The organism is Pseudomonas gingeri, assembly GCF_013385635.1.
In the GTDB taxonomy this organism is placed as follows: domain Bacteria; phylum Pseudomonadota; class Gammaproteobacteria; order Pseudomonadales; family Pseudomonadaceae; genus Aquipseudomonas; species Aquipseudomonas gingeri_A.
Genome location: NZ_JACAPR010000021.1, coordinates 39873 through 53632, shown reverse-complemented (window position 1 = coordinate 53632; position 13760 = coordinate 39873). Strand labels below are relative to the sequence as shown.

Annotated in this window: 13 protein-coding genes and 2 tRNA genes; 14 read left to right on the top strand and 1 reads right to left on the bottom strand. The window is 59.2% G+C overall.

The window, feature by feature from the left end:
• Position 1 precedes the first annotated feature (1 nt).
• The 14 genes from folP to HX851_RS24525 all read left to right on the top strand — a co-directional run bounded on the left by folP (position 2) and on the right by HX851_RS24525 (position 13291).
• Positions 2-853 carry a dihydropteroate synthase gene (gene folP / locus HX851_RS24590; RefSeq protein WP_177066194.1) on the top strand — a complete coding sequence of 284 codons (852 nt, stop codon included), beginning with the start codon at positions 2-4 and terminating at the stop codon, positions 851-853.
• Positions 854-869: 16 nt separating this feature from the next.
• Positions 870-2207, top strand: a complete 1338-nt coding sequence (gene glmM, locus HX851_RS24585; protein WP_177058724.1) for a phosphoglucosamine mutase — start codon at positions 870-872, stop codon at positions 2205-2207.
• Between the two features lie 66 nt (positions 2208-2273).
• Positions 2274-3029: a triose-phosphate isomerase gene (tpiA, locus tag HX851_RS24580; RefSeq protein WP_177058726.1), complete on the top strand. Its 756-nt coding sequence runs from the start codon at positions 2274-2276 to the stop codon at positions 3027-3029.
• A gap of 4 nt (positions 3030-3033) precedes the next feature.
• Entirely contained in the window at positions 3034-3420 is a 387-nt protein-coding gene (gene secG / locus HX851_RS24575) for a preprotein translocase subunit SecG (RefSeq protein ID WP_177058803.1), read from the top strand.
• A 29-nt stretch (positions 3421-3449) separates the two neighbouring features.
• Positions 3450-3535 (top strand) — tRNA-Leu (locus tag HX851_RS24570).
• 96 nt (positions 3536-3631) lie between these two features.
• Positions 3632-3708: transfer RNA gene (locus tag HX851_RS24565), tRNA-Met, on the top strand.
• 143 nt (positions 3709-3851) lie between these two features.
• Positions 3852-4310 carry a ribosome maturation factor RimP gene (gene rimP, locus HX851_RS24560; protein WP_042935593.1) on the top strand — a complete coding sequence of 153 codons (459 nt, stop codon included), beginning with the start codon at positions 3852-3854 and terminating at the stop codon, positions 4308-4310.
• 47 nt (positions 4311-4357) lie between these two features.
• Entirely contained in the window at positions 4358-5839 is a 1482-nt protein-coding gene (nusA, locus tag HX851_RS24555) for a transcription termination factor NusA (RefSeq protein ID WP_177058730.1), read from the top strand.
• A gap of 27 nt (positions 5840-5866) precedes the next feature.
• Positions 5867-8392, top strand: a complete 2526-nt coding sequence (infB, locus tag HX851_RS24550) for a translation initiation factor IF-2 (protein WP_177058732.1) — start codon at positions 5867-5869, stop codon at positions 8390-8392.
• A gap of 159 nt (positions 8393-8551) precedes the next feature.
• Positions 8552-8968 carry a 30S ribosome-binding factor RbfA gene (gene rbfA / locus HX851_RS24545; protein WP_177058734.1) on the top strand — a complete coding sequence of 139 codons (417 nt, stop codon included), beginning with the start codon at positions 8552-8554 and terminating at the stop codon, positions 8966-8968.
• Between the two features lie 3 nt (positions 8969-8971).
• Positions 8972-9889 carry a tRNA pseudouridine(55) synthase TruB gene (gene truB / locus HX851_RS24540; protein ID WP_017126821.1) on the top strand — a complete coding sequence of 306 codons (918 nt, stop codon included), beginning with the start codon at positions 8972-8974 and terminating at the stop codon, positions 9887-9889.
• 142 nt (positions 9890-10031) lie between these two features.
• Entirely contained in the window at positions 10032-10301 is a 270-nt protein-coding gene (gene rpsO / locus HX851_RS24535) for a 30S ribosomal protein S15 (RefSeq protein WP_177058741.1), read from the top strand.
• A 236-nt stretch (positions 10302-10537) separates the two neighbouring features.
• Positions 10538-12643 (top strand): polyribonucleotide nucleotidyltransferase, encoded by a 2106-nt coding sequence (pnp, locus tag HX851_RS24530; protein WP_177058743.1) that lies wholly within the window; start codon positions 10538-10540, stop codon positions 12641-12643.
• Between the two features lie 291 nt (positions 12644-12934).
• Positions 12935-13291: a BON domain-containing protein gene (locus HX851_RS24525; RefSeq protein ID WP_177058745.1), complete on the top strand. Its 357-nt coding sequence runs from the start codon at positions 12935-12937 to the stop codon at positions 13289-13291.
• Positions 13292-13458: 167 nt separating this feature from the next.
• On the opposite strand, the gene HX851_RS24520 is transcribed toward HX851_RS24525, so the two are convergent.
• Positions 13459-13758 carry a DUF2845 domain-containing protein gene (locus HX851_RS24520; protein ID WP_177058747.1) on the bottom strand — a complete coding sequence of 100 codons (300 nt, stop codon included), beginning with the start codon at positions 13756-13758 and terminating at the stop codon, positions 13459-13461.
• Between the last annotated feature and the right edge of the window lie 2 nt (positions 13759-13760).

Genomic DNA, 13760 nt, shown 5'->3' with positions numbered 1-13760 from the left:
AATGACTTCTGTTCAGTCCTCGACCCGGTTGCCTTGCGGCAACCGGGTTCTTGATTTGGCCCGGACGCATGTCATGGGCATTCTCAATGTCACCCCCGACTCCTTTTCCGATGGCGGACGTTTCAGTCTGCTGGATGCGGCGTTGCGGCATGCCGAGGGCATGGTGCAGGCCGGCGCGACGCTGATCGATGTCGGCGGCGAGTCGACCCGGCCCGGTGCGCGTGCGGTATCGCCTCTGGAAGAGCTGGAGCGGGTGGCGCCGATTGTCGAGCGCATCCACCGTGAGCTGGATGTGGTTATTTCGGTCGATACCTCGACGCCTTCGGTGATGCGCGAAACCGCGCGTCTCGGTGCGGGCCTGATCAACGACGTGCGCGCCCTGCGGCGCGATGGCGCGCTGGATGCGGCGGCGGCGACCGGTTTGCCGGTGTGTCTGATGCATATGCTCGGCGAGCCGGGCGACATGCAGGACAATCCGCACTACGGGAATGTCACCGAAGAGGTGCAGGCATTCCTGGTCGAGCGTATGCGCCAGTGCGAAGCGGCAGGTATTCCGGCCGAACGGGTTATCCTTGATCCGGGGTTCGGCTTTGCCAAGAACCTGCAGCACAACCTGAGCCTGTTCAAACATATGGAGGCGCTGCATGCTCTTGGGCGACCGCTGTTGGTTGGCGTCTCGCGAAAGAGCATGATAGGCCAGGCCCTCGGGCGTCCGGTAGGTGAGCGCCTGTATGGCGGCCTGGCGCTGGCGGCGCTGGCGATGAGCAAGGGCGCGCGGATTCTGCGAGTGCACGATGTGGCCGAGACGGTCGACGTCGTCAATATGATTGCTGCCGTTGAAGCTGCAGAATAAGAATGATGGAGCACTTATGAAAAAGAAATATTTCGGCACCGACGGTATTCGCGGTCGCGTCGGGCAATACCCGATCACCCCTGATTTCATGCTCAAGCTGGGCTGGGCCGCCGGTATGGCGTTTCGCAAGCTGGGCGCCTGCCGTGTGCTGGTGGGCAAGGACACGCGTATCTCCGGCTACATGTTCGAGTCCGCCCTGGAAGCCGGCCTGTCGGCCGCGGGCGCCGATGTGATGCTGCTGGGGCCGATGCCGACACCGGCCATCGCCTACCTGACCCGGACTTTCCACGCCGAGGCGGGGATCGTCATCAGTGCTTCCCATAACCCCCATGATGACAACGGCATCAAGTTCTTCTCCGGCGAAGGCACCAAGCTGCCGGATGAAGTCGAATTGATGATCGAGGAATTGCTCGATGCGCCAATGACCGTGGTTGATTCGGAAAAGCTTGGCAAGGTCTCGCGGATCAATGACGCGGCCGGTCGTTATATCGAATTCTGCAAGAGCAGCGTGCCGACCGGGACCAACCTGTCGGGCCTGAAGATCGTGCTCGATTGTGCCCATGGTGCCACCTACAAGGTCGCTCCGAGCGTCTTCCGCGAGCTGGGGGCGGAGGTTATCGCCCTGTCCGCGCAACCCAATGGGCTGAACATCAACGACAACTGCGGCTCGACCCACATCAAGCCGCTGCAGGCGGCCGTGCTGGCCGAGAAAGCCGACCTGGGCATCGCCTTCGACGGTGATGGCGACCGCGTGTTGATGGTCGATCACACCGGTGCGGTGGTCGATGGTGATGAGCTGGTGTTCATCATTGCCAGGGATCTCGCCGAGCGTAATAAATTGAACGGCGGCGTGGTCGGGACCCTGATGAGCAACCTGGGGCTCGAACTGGCGCTCAAGGAACTGGAGATTCCGTTCGTGCGTGCCAATGTCGGTGACCGTTATGTGATCGCCGAGTTGCTCGAACGCAACTGGCTGATCGGTGGTGAAAACTCTGGACACATCTTGTGCCTGAACAATACGACCACGGGTGACGCGATCATCGCGGCACTGCAGGCCCTGCTGGCGGTGCGCCGTCGTGGCGCAAGCCTGGCCGAGGCGCGCCAGGCGCTGCGCAAATGCCCGCAAGTACTGCTCAACGTGCGTTTCGGTGGTGGTGTCGATCCGGTCAAGCACCCTGAAGTGGTGGCGGCTTGCGAGCGCGTGACCGAAGCCATGCAGGGTCGTGGGCGCGTGCTGTTGCGCAAGTCTGGCACCGAGCCGCTGGTACGCGTGATGGTCGAGGGCGAGGACGAAGTTTCGGTTCGTGGCCATGCCGAGGCTCTGGCAAAACTGGTTGCTGAAGTTTGCGCCTGAATTCGGCTTGCCAGTGATGATCTGGTTGGGTAACATCTGCGCCCACTTTGACCTGCGAGGTACAGCATGCGTCGTCCATTGGTAGCTGGTAACTGGAAGATGCACGGTACCCGCGCCAGCGTCGCTGAGCTGATCAAGGGGCTGCGTACCCTGGCCTTGCCGAGCGGTGTTGACGTGGCGGTATTCCCGCCTTGCCTGCATATCAATCAAGTGATTGATGGCTTGAAAGGCAAGTCGATTTCGGTCGGCGCGCAGAACTCGGCGATGGAATCCATGCAGGGCGCCTTGACCGGTGAAATTGCACCGAGCCAGTTGGTCGATGCAGGTTGCTCCCTGGTCCTGGTAGGGCACTCCGAGCGTCGCCAGATCATGGGCGAAACGGATCGCACCCTGAATCGCAAGTTCGCGGCAGCGCAGGCTTGTGGTTTGATCCCGGTGCTCTGTGTAGGGGAAACCCTGGAGCAGCGTGAAGCCGGCAAGACGATGGAAGTGGTTTCCTGTCAGTTGGGCAGTATTATCGAAGAGCTGGGTATCGGTGCTTTTTCCAAGGCCGTTATCGCTTACGAGCCGGTCTGGGCCATTGGCACCGGACGGACAGCTTCGCCGCAACAAGCGCAGGATGTGCATGCCGCCATTCGCGCGCAGTTGGCGGCAGAGAATTCTGAGGTTGCACAAGGTGTGCGGCTTCTATACGGCGGCAGCGTGAAGGCGGCCAATGCGGTCGAACTGTTCGGCATGCCGGATATCGATGGGGGGCTCATTGGTGGAGCGTCCCTGAATGCAGATGAGTTCGGTGCGATCTGTCGCGCCGCGGGAAACTGAAAAAATGCTGGAAACAGTCGTAGTCGTTCTTCATCTGTTGGGTGCACTGGGCGTTGTTGCTCTGGTATTGCTGCAACAGGGTAAAGGTGCGGACGCTGGTGCGTCTTTCGGAGCAGGTGCTTCAAATACTGTGTTCGGAAGCCAAGGTTCCTCTACCTTTCTTAGTAAGTTTACTGCTATACTTGCCGCAGCTTTTTTCATAACCAGCTTAGGGTTAGGTTACTTTGCTAAAGAGAAAGCTCACCAGCTGACTCAAGTAGGTTTGCCAAGCCCGGCGGTGTTGGAAGCGCCAAAGCAAAAACCGGCATCTGATGATGTACCGGTGCTCCAGGAGCAAAAGTCGGCTACCCCAGCGACTGACGTACCTCCAGCTCCTGAGCAGAAGAAATAAAACGGGTTTCATGCTGTAAATGTTGTATTGCCGAGGTGGTGGAATTGGTAGACACGCAACCTTGAGGTGGTTGTGCCCATAGGGTGTAGGGGTTCGAGTCCCCTTCTCGGTACCAATTATCAGGAGAGCCCGCTGTTGCGGGCTTTCTTGTAGGTGGAAGGTTACATTGACCCTGTAAGGGATCGGTCGTATACTTCCGCCCCAGCTTTGTCGCGGGGTGGAGCAGTCTGGTAGCTCGTCGGGCTCATAACCCGAAGGTCGTCGGTTCAAATCCGGCCCCCGCAACCAGTTTTAGCGGAGCCCCTTTTCAGGGGCTTTTTGTTAGCTGGACACTTTATGACGCCGCTGTTCGACGGCGTTTCAGGGATGGGCGATTCGCCCATTTTTTGTTTATTTCAATAGCATGCACATACATGCACGAGGGGGTTCAGGTGTCGAGCAAGCTAGAACAGTTGCAGGCCTTGTTGGCCCCGGTGGTCGTGGCCCTTGGCTATGAATGCTGGGGTATCGAGTTTTCAGCTCAAGGCCGCCATTCCGTGTTGCGCGTTTATATCGATAAAGAAGGCGGTGTACTGGTGGATGACTGCGCCATTGTCAGTCGCCAGATCAGTGGCGTGCTGGATGTCGAAGATCCGATCACCACTGAATACACCCTTGAAGTTTCCTCTCCTGGCATGGAACGCCCGCTGTTCACCCTTGAACAGTTTGCCTCGCATGCCGGCGAACAAGTGAAAATAAGGTTGCGCTCGCCTTTTGAAGGTCGACGTAATTTTCAGGGCCTTCTGCGCGGAGTGGAAGAGCAGGACATCGTGGTGCAGGTAGAAGAGCACGAGTTCCTGTTGCCGATCGATTTGATCGACAAGGCCAACATTATTCCCAGTTTTGACTGAGACGCGGATCCCGCGGATCCAATGGCTTGCGAAAGGCGAGGCGTACGATGAGCAAAGAAGTATTGCTGGTTGTTGAGTCGGTATCCAATGAAAAGGGTGTACCGGCAAGCGTGATTTTTGAAGCACTGGAAGTGGCCCTGGCCACGGCTACCAAAAAACGCTTTGAAGACGAAGTTGACCTGCGTGTGGAAATCAATCGCCACACCGGTGCCTATGAGACTTTCCGTCGCTGGACTGTCGTCGAAGAAGCCGATCTTGACGATCCGGCTGTGGAAACCTGGCCGAGCAAGGTCGCGTTGACCCACCCTGGCGCACAAGTCGGCGAAGTTGTTGAAGAAAAGATCGAGTCCATCGAGTTTGGTCGCATCGCTGCTCAGACCGCCAAGCAAGTCATCGTGCAGAAAGTCCGCGAGGCCGAGCGTGCTCAGGTCGTCGACGCTTATCGCGAGCGCCTGGGTGAAATCATCTCCGGTACCGTGAAGAAGGTCACCCGCGACAACGTCATCGTTGACCTGGGTAACAACGCCGAAGCGCTGCTGGCTCGTGAAGACATCATTTCCCGCGAAACCTTCCGGGTCGGTGTACGGGTTCGTGCACTGCTCAAGGAAATCCGCACCGAGAACCGCGGCCCTCAACTGATCCTGTCGCGTACCGCGCCGGAAATGCTGATCGAGCTGTTCCGTATCGAAGTGCCGGAAATCGCCGAAGGGCTGATCGAAGTCATGGCGGCCTCCCGTGATCCGGGTTCGCGTGCCAAGATCGCCGTCCGCTCCAAGGACAAGCGCATCGATCCGCAGGGCGCGTGCATCGGCATGCGCGGTTCGCGTGTCCAGGCCGTGTCCGGCGAGTTGGGTGGCGAGCGCGTGGATATCGTCCTGTGGGACGACAACCCGGCGCAGTTCGTGATCAACGCCATGTCGCCGGCCGAAGTCGCGGCAATTATCGTTGACGAGGATGCCCATGCCATGGACATCGCCGTCGGCGCAGACAATCTGGCTCAGGCCATCGGTCGCGGTGGTCAGAACGTGCGTCTGGCCAGCCAGTTGACCGGCTGGACCCTGAACGTGATGACCGAATCGGACATCCAGGCTAAGCAGCAGGCAGAGACCGGTGACATTCTGCGCAACTTCATCGACGAGCTGGAAGTCGACGAAGATCTGGCGCAGGTACTGGTTGATGAAGGCTTTACCAGCCTGGAAGAGATTGCCTACGTACCGTTGGAAGAAATGCTCAACATCGACGGCTTTGACGAAGACACCGTCAACGAGCTTCGCGCTCGGGCCAAGGATCGCTTGTTGACTAAAGCCATCGCTACTGAGGAAAAGCTGGCAGACGCCCATCCGGCCGAAGACCTGCTCTCGCTTGAGGGTATGGACAAGGATTTGGCGATGGAACTGGCGGTGCGCGGCGTAATTACCCGCGAAGACCTGGCCGAGCAGTCTATTGACGACCTGCTCGACATCGACGGCATCGACGACGATCGTGCCGGCAAGTTGATCATGGCCGCCCGAGCCCACTGGTTCGAGTAATTAGGCGCGGCCTGAGGAGAGAAGTGCATGACGCAAGTCACGGTGAAACAACTGGCCGATGAGGTCAAAACACCGGTAGAGCGCCTGTTGCAGCAGATGCGTGAGGCAGGTCTGCCGCACACCGCCGCCGATGAAGGTGTGAGCGATAGTGAGAAGCAGTCTTTGCTGACTCACTTGAAGAGCAGCCACAAGGCGAAAGTGGAAGAACCGCGCAAGATCACTCTGCAGCGCAAAACCACCAGCACCCTGCGTGTTGCGGGTAGCAAGAGCATCAGCGTTGAAGTACGCAAGAAGAAAGTCTTCGTACAACGCAGCCCGGAAGAAATCGAAGCCGAGCGCAAGCGCGAGCTGGAAGAACGTCGTGCCGTAGAAAATGCGGCCCGCCAGAAGGCTGAAGAAGAAGCCAAGCGTCGCGCCGAAGAAGAAGCGCGTCACCAGCCTGCTGCTGCTCCGGTTGCTGCCCCCGCGGTTGAAGCGGTTGCCGCTCCGGTCGTGGCTGCCGAACCTGTGCGTGAAGCACCGGTTGCCGCGCCTGCTCCGGCTGCCGATGCTCGCAAGCGTGAAGAACCACGCCGTCCGGACAAGCCTCGCGCCGACGATAGCAATCGTCGTAGCGGCAGTGGCGATGGCGAGCGCAAGAACGCTCCGCATCGTGCTTCGGTCAAGGAAAAGGCACCGGCGCCACGCGTGGCTCCGCGTACTACCGACGAAGAGAGCGACGGTTTCCGTCGTGGCGGTCGCGGCAAGGCCAAGCTGAAGAAACGCAACGCCCACGGTTTCCAGAGCCCAACCGGCCCTATCGTGCGTGAAGTGAAGATCGGCGAGACCATCACTGTCGGCGATCTCGCCCAGCAGATGTCGGTCAAGGCTGCTGAAATCATCAAGTTCATGTTCAAGCTGGGTACTCCAGCCACCATCAACCAGGTACTGGACCAGGAAACTGCCCAACTGGTTGCTGAAGAACTGGGCCACAAAGTGACCCTGGTCAGCGACACCGCCCTGGAAGATTCCCTGGCAGAGTCCCTGAAGTTCGAAGGTGAAGCGTTCTCCCGTGCACCGGTCGTGACCGTCATGGGCCACGTTGACCACGGCAAGACTTCCCTGCTCGACTATATCCGTCGTGCCAAGGTAGCGGCTGGCGAAGCCGGCGGCATCACCCAGCACATCGGTGCGTACCACGTTGAAACCGAGCGCGGCATGGTCACCTTCCTCGATACCCCGGGTCACGCGGCGTTTACCGCCATGCGTGCCCGTGGTGCCAAGGCGACCGACATCGTGATCCTGGTGGTGGCGGCGGACGACGGCGTGATGCCGCAGACCGTTGAAGCTGTCCAGCACGCCAAGGCGGCCGGTGTTCCACTGGTGGTCGCGGTGAACAAGATCGACAAGCCGGGCGCCGATCTCGATCGCATCCGCAGCGAATTGTCGGTTCACGGCGTGACCTCGGAAGAGTGGGGCGGCGACACCCCGTTCGTATCGGTTTCGGCGAAAGTCGGTACTGGCGTGGACGAGTTGCTCGAAGCAGTCCTGTTGCAAGCCGAAGTCCTGGAACTGAAAGCAACGCCTTCGGCTCCTGGTCGTGGCGTCGTGGTTGAATCGCGTCTCGACAAAGGTCGTGGCCCGGTGGCAACCGTTCTGGTTCAGGACGGTACCCTGCGCCAGGGCGACATGGTCCTGGTCGGTTCGAACTATGGCCGTGTACGTGCCATGCTCGACGAGAACGGCAAGCCGATCAAGGAAGCCGGTCCTTCCATTCCGGTTGAGATCCTCGGCCTGGACGGTACCCCGGACGCTGGCGACGAGATGAGCGTAGTGGCCGACGAGAAGAAAGCCCGTGAAGTGGCTCTGTTCCGTCAAGGCAAGTTCCGCGAAGTCAAACTGGCTCGCGCTCACGCCGGCAAGCTGGAAAACATCTTCGAGAACATGGGCCAGGAAGAGAAGAAGACGCTCAACATCGTCCTCAAATCCGACGTCCGTGGTTCGTTGGAAGCACTGCAAGGTGCGCTCAACGGCTTGGGTAACGATGAAGTGCAAGTGCGCGTCGTCGGTGGCGGTGTCGGTGGTATCACCGAGTCCGACGCCAACCTGGCACTGGCCTCCAGCGCCGTACTGTTCGGCTTCAACGTGCGTGCCGATGCTGGCGCACGGAAGATCGTCGAGCAGGAAGGCCTGGATATGCGTTACTACAACGTGATCTACGACATCATCGAAGACGTCAAGAAAGCGTTGACCGGTATGCTGGGCAGCGACGTCCGGGAGAACATCCTGGGTATCGCCGAAGTCCGCGACGTGTTCCGTTCGCCGAAATTCGGCGCGATCGCCGGCTGTATGGTGATCGAAGGTACCGTGCACCGTAACCGTCCGATCCGCGTACTGCGTGAAGACATCGTGATCTTCGAAGGCGAGCTGGAATCCCTGCGCCGCTTCAAGGATGACGCTTCCGAAGTGCGTGCCGGCATGGAATGCGGTATCGGCGTGAAGAGCTACAACGACGTCAAGGTCGGTGACAAGATCGAAGTCTTCGAGAAGGTCCAGGTTGCTCGCAGCCTCTGACTCGTCCACTTCAAGAGCCATGATGACCCGCCGCAGCTCGCTGCGCGGGGCGTCAGCCGGACTCTAAACGCAACGCCCGGTCCGGCTTCTGCCAGGCCGGGCGTTTGCCGCTTTCAGACCACACGGGTTTCACCGTGAGGCAGTAACAGGTAACAAGACATGGCAAAAGAATACAGCCGTACCCAACGTATCGGCGATCAGATGCAGCGTGAGCTGGCACAGCTGATCCGTCGTGAAGTCAAGGACCCGCGCGTCGGCCTGGTCACCATCACCGCGGTCGACGTCAGCCGTGACGTCGGTCACGCGAAGATCTTCATCACCGTGATGGGCCAGGACAACCCGGACGATATCGCCCAGAGCATCAAGGTGCTCAACTCGGCGGCAGGCTTCCTGCGCATGCAGTTGGCCCGCGAGATGAAGCTGCGCAGCGTGCCGCAATTGCACTTCCACTACGACGAAAGCGTCGTGCGGGGCGCGCACCTGTCGGCGTTGATCGAGCGTGCCGTGGCCGAAGACAGCCAGCATGTCGGCGACGTGGCGCCAGAAGGCAACCTTCCAGCAGACGGCCGGGAGTAAGCGGTGGCTCAGGTCAAACGTATCCGTCGTAACGTCAGCGGCATCATCCTGCTCGACAAGCCGCTGGGGTTTACCTCCAATGCGGCGCTGCAGAAGGTTCGCTGGTTGCTCAACGCCGAGAAGGCCGGTCACACCGGCAGCCTCGATCCGTTGGCCACCGGCGTGCTGCCGTTGTGCTTCGGCGAGGCGACCAAGTTCTCGCAATACCTGCTCGATTCCGACAAGGGTTACGAAACCCTGATGCAACTGGGCAAGACCACCACCACCGCGGACGCCGAAGGCGAAGTTTTGCAGACGCGCCCGGTGACCGTTGGTCGTGCCGATATCGAAGCGGTCCTGCCGGATTTTCGTGGGAAAATCAGTCAGATACCGCCGATGTACTCGGCGCTCAAGCGTGACGGACAGCCGCTTTACAAGTTGGCCCGTGCCGGGGAAGTAGTGGAGCGCGAACCGCGTTCTGTTACTATTGCGCGCTTGGAATTGCTGGCCAGCGAAGGCGATACTGCCCGACTGGCGGTGGACTGCAGCAAGGGTACCTATATTCGTACCCTGGTGGAGGACATCGGTGAGAAGCTCGGTTGTGGTGCCTACGTTGCTGAACTGCGACGGACCCAGGCCGGCCCCTTCACCCTGGCGCAGACGGTCACGCTCGAAGAGCTGGAAGCCGTGCATGCCGAAGGTGGCAACGAGGCGGTTGATCGCTTCCTGATGCCATCCGACAGTGGCCTGCTGGACTGGCCACTGCTGCAGTTCTCGGAGCACAGTGCGTTCTACTGGCTCAACGGCCAGCCGGTACGTGCCCCGGACGCGCCGAAATTCGGCATGGTGCGGGTACAGGATCACAACGGTCGCTTTATCGGTATCGGTGAAGTGAGCGAAGACGGGCGCATTGCGCCGCGTCGACTGATTCGGTCGGAATGACCGAAACCAGCCCGTGTCACAGCGGGCTGGCGAGGGTGGCTGTCAACAGGCACGGTCACTACTCATTTATAGATACAGGGATTTGTCCCTGGCCTGTTGAAACTGTTTTCCTGAAACAGTTTCTTGATAAAAGGATTGCCTCATGGCTCTCAACGTTGAAGAAAAAGCTCAAATCGTTACCGACTACCAGCAAGCTGTTGGTGATACTGGTTCGCCAGAAGTGCAAGTTGCACTGCTGACCGCCAACATCAACAAACTGCAAGGTCACTTCAAGGCCAACGGTAAAGATCACCACTCCCGTCGTGGTCTGATCCGCATGGTTAACCAGCGTCGTAAGCTGCTGGACTACCTGAAAGGCAAGGACGTGAGCCGTTACAGCGCTCTGATCGCTCGCCTGGGTCTGCGTCGCTAATCAGCGATTGCGCTATGAGGTTGGTTGTTTGCTGTGCGCCGGCGGGTTTTCCGCAGGCACAGGGCAAGCTCCCAGCCTCTAGTTTTATCTGAGTACCTGCTTTACCTGAAAATAGCACCCGTAGATAGCACCCCAAGCAGCACCCGGACAATGACAGTCGGGCCGATTCCCGGCGTTGCCCAAGAATTTCGCAAGAAGACAAGTTCCCCAAGAGCCACAAAAGAAGGTAGGACACCGTGAACCCGGTAATCAAAAAATTCCAGTTCGGTCAGTCGACCGTTACCCTCGAGACTGGCCGTATCGCCCGTCAGGCCTCCGGCGCAGTGCTGGTCACCGTTGACGACGACGTCAGCGTATTGGTGACCGTTGTCGGTGCCAAGCAAGCTGATCCGGGCAAGGGCTTCTTCCCTCTGTCCGTGCACTACCAGGAAAAGACCTACGCTGCCGGCAAGATCCCTGGCGGCTTCTTCAAGCGTGAAGGCCGTCCTTCCGAAAAAGAAACCCTGACTTCGCGCCTGATCGACCGTCCGATCCGCCCGCTGTTCCCTGAAGGTTTCATGAACGAAGTGCAGGTTGTCTGCACCGTCGTTTCCACCAGCAAGAAAACCGATCCGGACATCGCTGCGATGATCGGCACCTCGGCGGCCCTGGCCATCTCCGGTATTCCTTTCGACGGCCCGATCGGCGCCGCTCGCGTAGCGTTCCACGAAAGCACCGGCTACCTGCTGAACCCGACTTACGAACAACTGAAAGCTTCGAGCCTGGACATGGTCGTGGCCGGTACTTCGGAAGCCGTACTGATGGTTGAATCGGAAGCCAAAGAGCTGACCGAAGACCAGATGCTGGGCGCCGTACTGTTCGCCCACGACGAATTCCAGGTCGTTATCCAGGCCGTGAAAGAGCTGGCCGCCGAAGCTGCCAAGCCAACCTGGACCTGGGCTGCCGCCCCTGAAGCCACCGCACTGCTGGGCGCTATCCGTGCCGAGTTCGGCGAAGCGATCTCCCAGGCCTACACCATCACCGTCAAGGCCGACCGTTACGCTCGCCTGGGTGAGCTGAAAGACCAGGTGGTTGCCAAGCTGTCGGGCGAAGAAGGCCAGCCTTCCTCGAGCGACGTCAAAGCTGCCTTCGGTGAAATCGAATACCGCACCGTTCGCGAAAACATCGTCAACGGCAAGCCACGTATCGATGGCCGTGACACCCGTACCGTACGTCCTCTGAACATCGAAGTCGGTGTTCTGCCCAAGACCCACGGTTCGGCCCTGTTCACCCGTGGTGAAACCCAGGCACTGGTTGTCGCGACGCTGGGCACCGCCCGTGATGCACAGCTGCTGGACACCCTGGAAGGCGAGAAAAAAGACCCCTTCATGCTGCACTACAACTTCCCTCCGTTCTCGGTGGGCGAGTGTGGTCGCATGGGCGGTGCAGGCCGTCGTGAAATCGGTCACGGTCGTCTGGCCCGTCGTTCGGTCCAGGCCATGCTGCCGGATGCCGCTGAATTCCCGTACACCATTCGTGTGGTATCGGAAATCACCGAATCCAACGGTTCGAGCTCCATGGCTTCGGTCTGTGGCGCTTCCCTGGCCCTGATGGACGCCGGTGTGCCGATGAAGGCGCCGGTTGCCGGTATCGCCATGGGTCTGGTCAAAGAGGGCGAGAAGTTCGCCGTCCTGACCGACATCCTGGGTGACGAAGACCACCTCGGCGATATGGACTTCAAGGTAGCCGGTACCGCCAAGGGCGTCACCGCGCTGCAGATGGACATCAAGATCAAGGGCATCACCGAAGAGATCATGGAAATCGCCCTGGGCCAAGCCCTGGAAGCGCGCCTGAACATCCTCGGCCAGATGAACCAGATCATTGGCCAGTCGCGTACCGAGCTGTCGGAAAACGCACCGACCATGATCGCGATGAAGATCGACACCGACAAGATCCGTGACGTCATCGGTAAAGGCGGCGCGACCATCCGTGCGATCTGCGAAGAAACCAAGGCTTCGATCGACATCGAAGACGACGGTTCGATCAAGATCTTCGGCGAAACCAAGGAAGCTGCCGAGGCTGCGCGCCAGCGCGTCCTGAGCATCACTGCCGAGGCCGAGATCGGCAAGATCTACGTCGGCAAGGTCGAGCGCATCGTCGACTTCGGCGCGTTCGTCAACATCCTGCCGGGCAAGGACGGTCTGGTGCACATCTCCATGCTGAGCGACGCTCGCGTAGAGAAAGTGACCGACATCCTGAAGGAAGGCCAGGAAGTTGAAGTCCTGGTACTGGACGTGGACAACCGCGGCCGTATCAAGCTGTCCATCAAGGACGTTGCCGCAGCCAAGGCGTCGGGCGTTTAATCTGCCCAGCGTTTCAAGCTGAAAAAAGGACCCTTCGGGGTCCTTTTTTTATGAACGGCGAAAAACTCTGGTATTTCAGCGGTTTGCTGGCAGATAAATGCTGCAACTTGCATGCAGTCCAGGGCGGTGGTCATGCAATCTGCACGATTCCGATTTTTACGAGTTGTATTAACTTGTTGAATTTAAAGAGTTTTGTTCTTGATCATGGGTTGGCACAGCGACTGCAACTCTACTGGTAACCCTGCTGCCAGGACACGGCGCAGACTTTCCAGAAGAACAGGAGTTACTCGTATGAAAAAGTTCGCTATCGCTACCGCCGCTGCCACCGCTCTGACCTTGACCTTGGCTAACGCTGCCTTTGCGGCTGATCAGACTCAGTCCTCCAAGCCCATGGTAGTCGCCGCCGGGGAAGTCACCAAAGCCAAGCAAGAGACTTCCGATACCTGGATCACCACCAAGGTCAAAGCCGATCTGCTGACCGAGAAAGGCATTCCGGGTTCGGATATCAAGGTAGAAACCGCCAATGGTGTGGTTTCCCTGTCCTCGGAGAAACACGTGACCGCCGCTCAGAAGGAAACGGCGGTGCATATCGCGAAGAACATCAAAGGCGTCAAGAACGTAACGGCTGAAGCGCTGAAAACCGAATAACGCCCTTTGGATTTCGCCGGAACCGGCAGTAGGGAGCAACGGATGAACCCGTAGTACATCCGTTGAGCCCTGAGGTTCATGCGACGGGTCACACGGACGTGACCATTACAGGCCCCGGCGCTTTGCGTCGGGGCCTGTTCTATTGCGCGGCAGGAAAGCTGCAGGCTTCAGTTGTTGCGGGTACTCTGGATATCCGTCAGCTGACCGCCCTGGAAGCGCAGCGATTGCTTCATGCCACCGCTGGGCGTGTAGATCCACTCTTCGACCTTGACCCCGTCCACCCGGTTGCCATGGCGCACTTCCGTATAGCCCCTGTCGATCACCGCAACCGGCTGGCCACACTTGCTGACCACGTCGAAGGTGCTGTCACCGTAGCTGATCAGGCCCTTCTCGCAGCGCAAGGTGGTGGCCTGGGCCTGGCTGGCGGCCAAGATGACCGCCAGGCTGAACATGAGGCGTTTTAGCATGG

Bases quoted from the DNA above. Each gene is read 5' to 3' on its own strand.
- folP (WP_177066194.1), top strand. From the start codon at position 2: ATGACTTCTGTTCAGTCCTCGACCCGGTTGCCTTGCGGCAACCGGGTT.
- glmM (WP_177058724.1), top strand. From the start codon at position 870: ATGAAAAAGAAATATTTCGGCACCGACGGTATTCGCGGTCGCGTCGGG.
- tpiA (WP_177058726.1), top strand. From the start codon at position 2,274: ATGCGTCGTCCATTGGTAGCTGGTAACTGGAAGATGCACGGTACCCGC.
- secG (WP_177058803.1), top strand. From the start codon at position 3,034: ATGCTGGAAACAGTCGTAGTCGTTCTTCATCTGTTGGGTGCACTGGGC.
- nusA (WP_177058730.1), top strand. From the start codon at position 4,358: ATGAGCAAAGAAGTATTGCTGGTTGTTGAGTCGGTATCCAATGAAAAG.
- infB (WP_177058732.1), top strand. From the start codon at position 5,867: ATGACGCAAGTCACGGTGAAACAACTGGCCGATGAGGTCAAAACACCG.
- rbfA (WP_177058734.1), top strand. From the start codon at position 8,552: ATGGCAAAAGAATACAGCCGTACCCAACGTATCGGCGATCAGATGCAG.
- rpsO (WP_177058741.1), top strand. From the start codon at position 10,032: ATGGCTCTCAACGTTGAAGAAAAAGCTCAAATCGTTACCGACTACCAG.
- HX851_RS24525 (WP_177058745.1), top strand. From the start codon at position 12,935: ATGAAAAAGTTCGCTATCGCTACCGCCGCTGCCACCGCTCTGACCTTG.
- HX851_RS24520 (WP_177058747.1), bottom strand. From the start codon at position 13,758: ATGCTAAAACGCCTCATGTTCAGCCTGGCGGTCATCTTGGCCGCCAGC.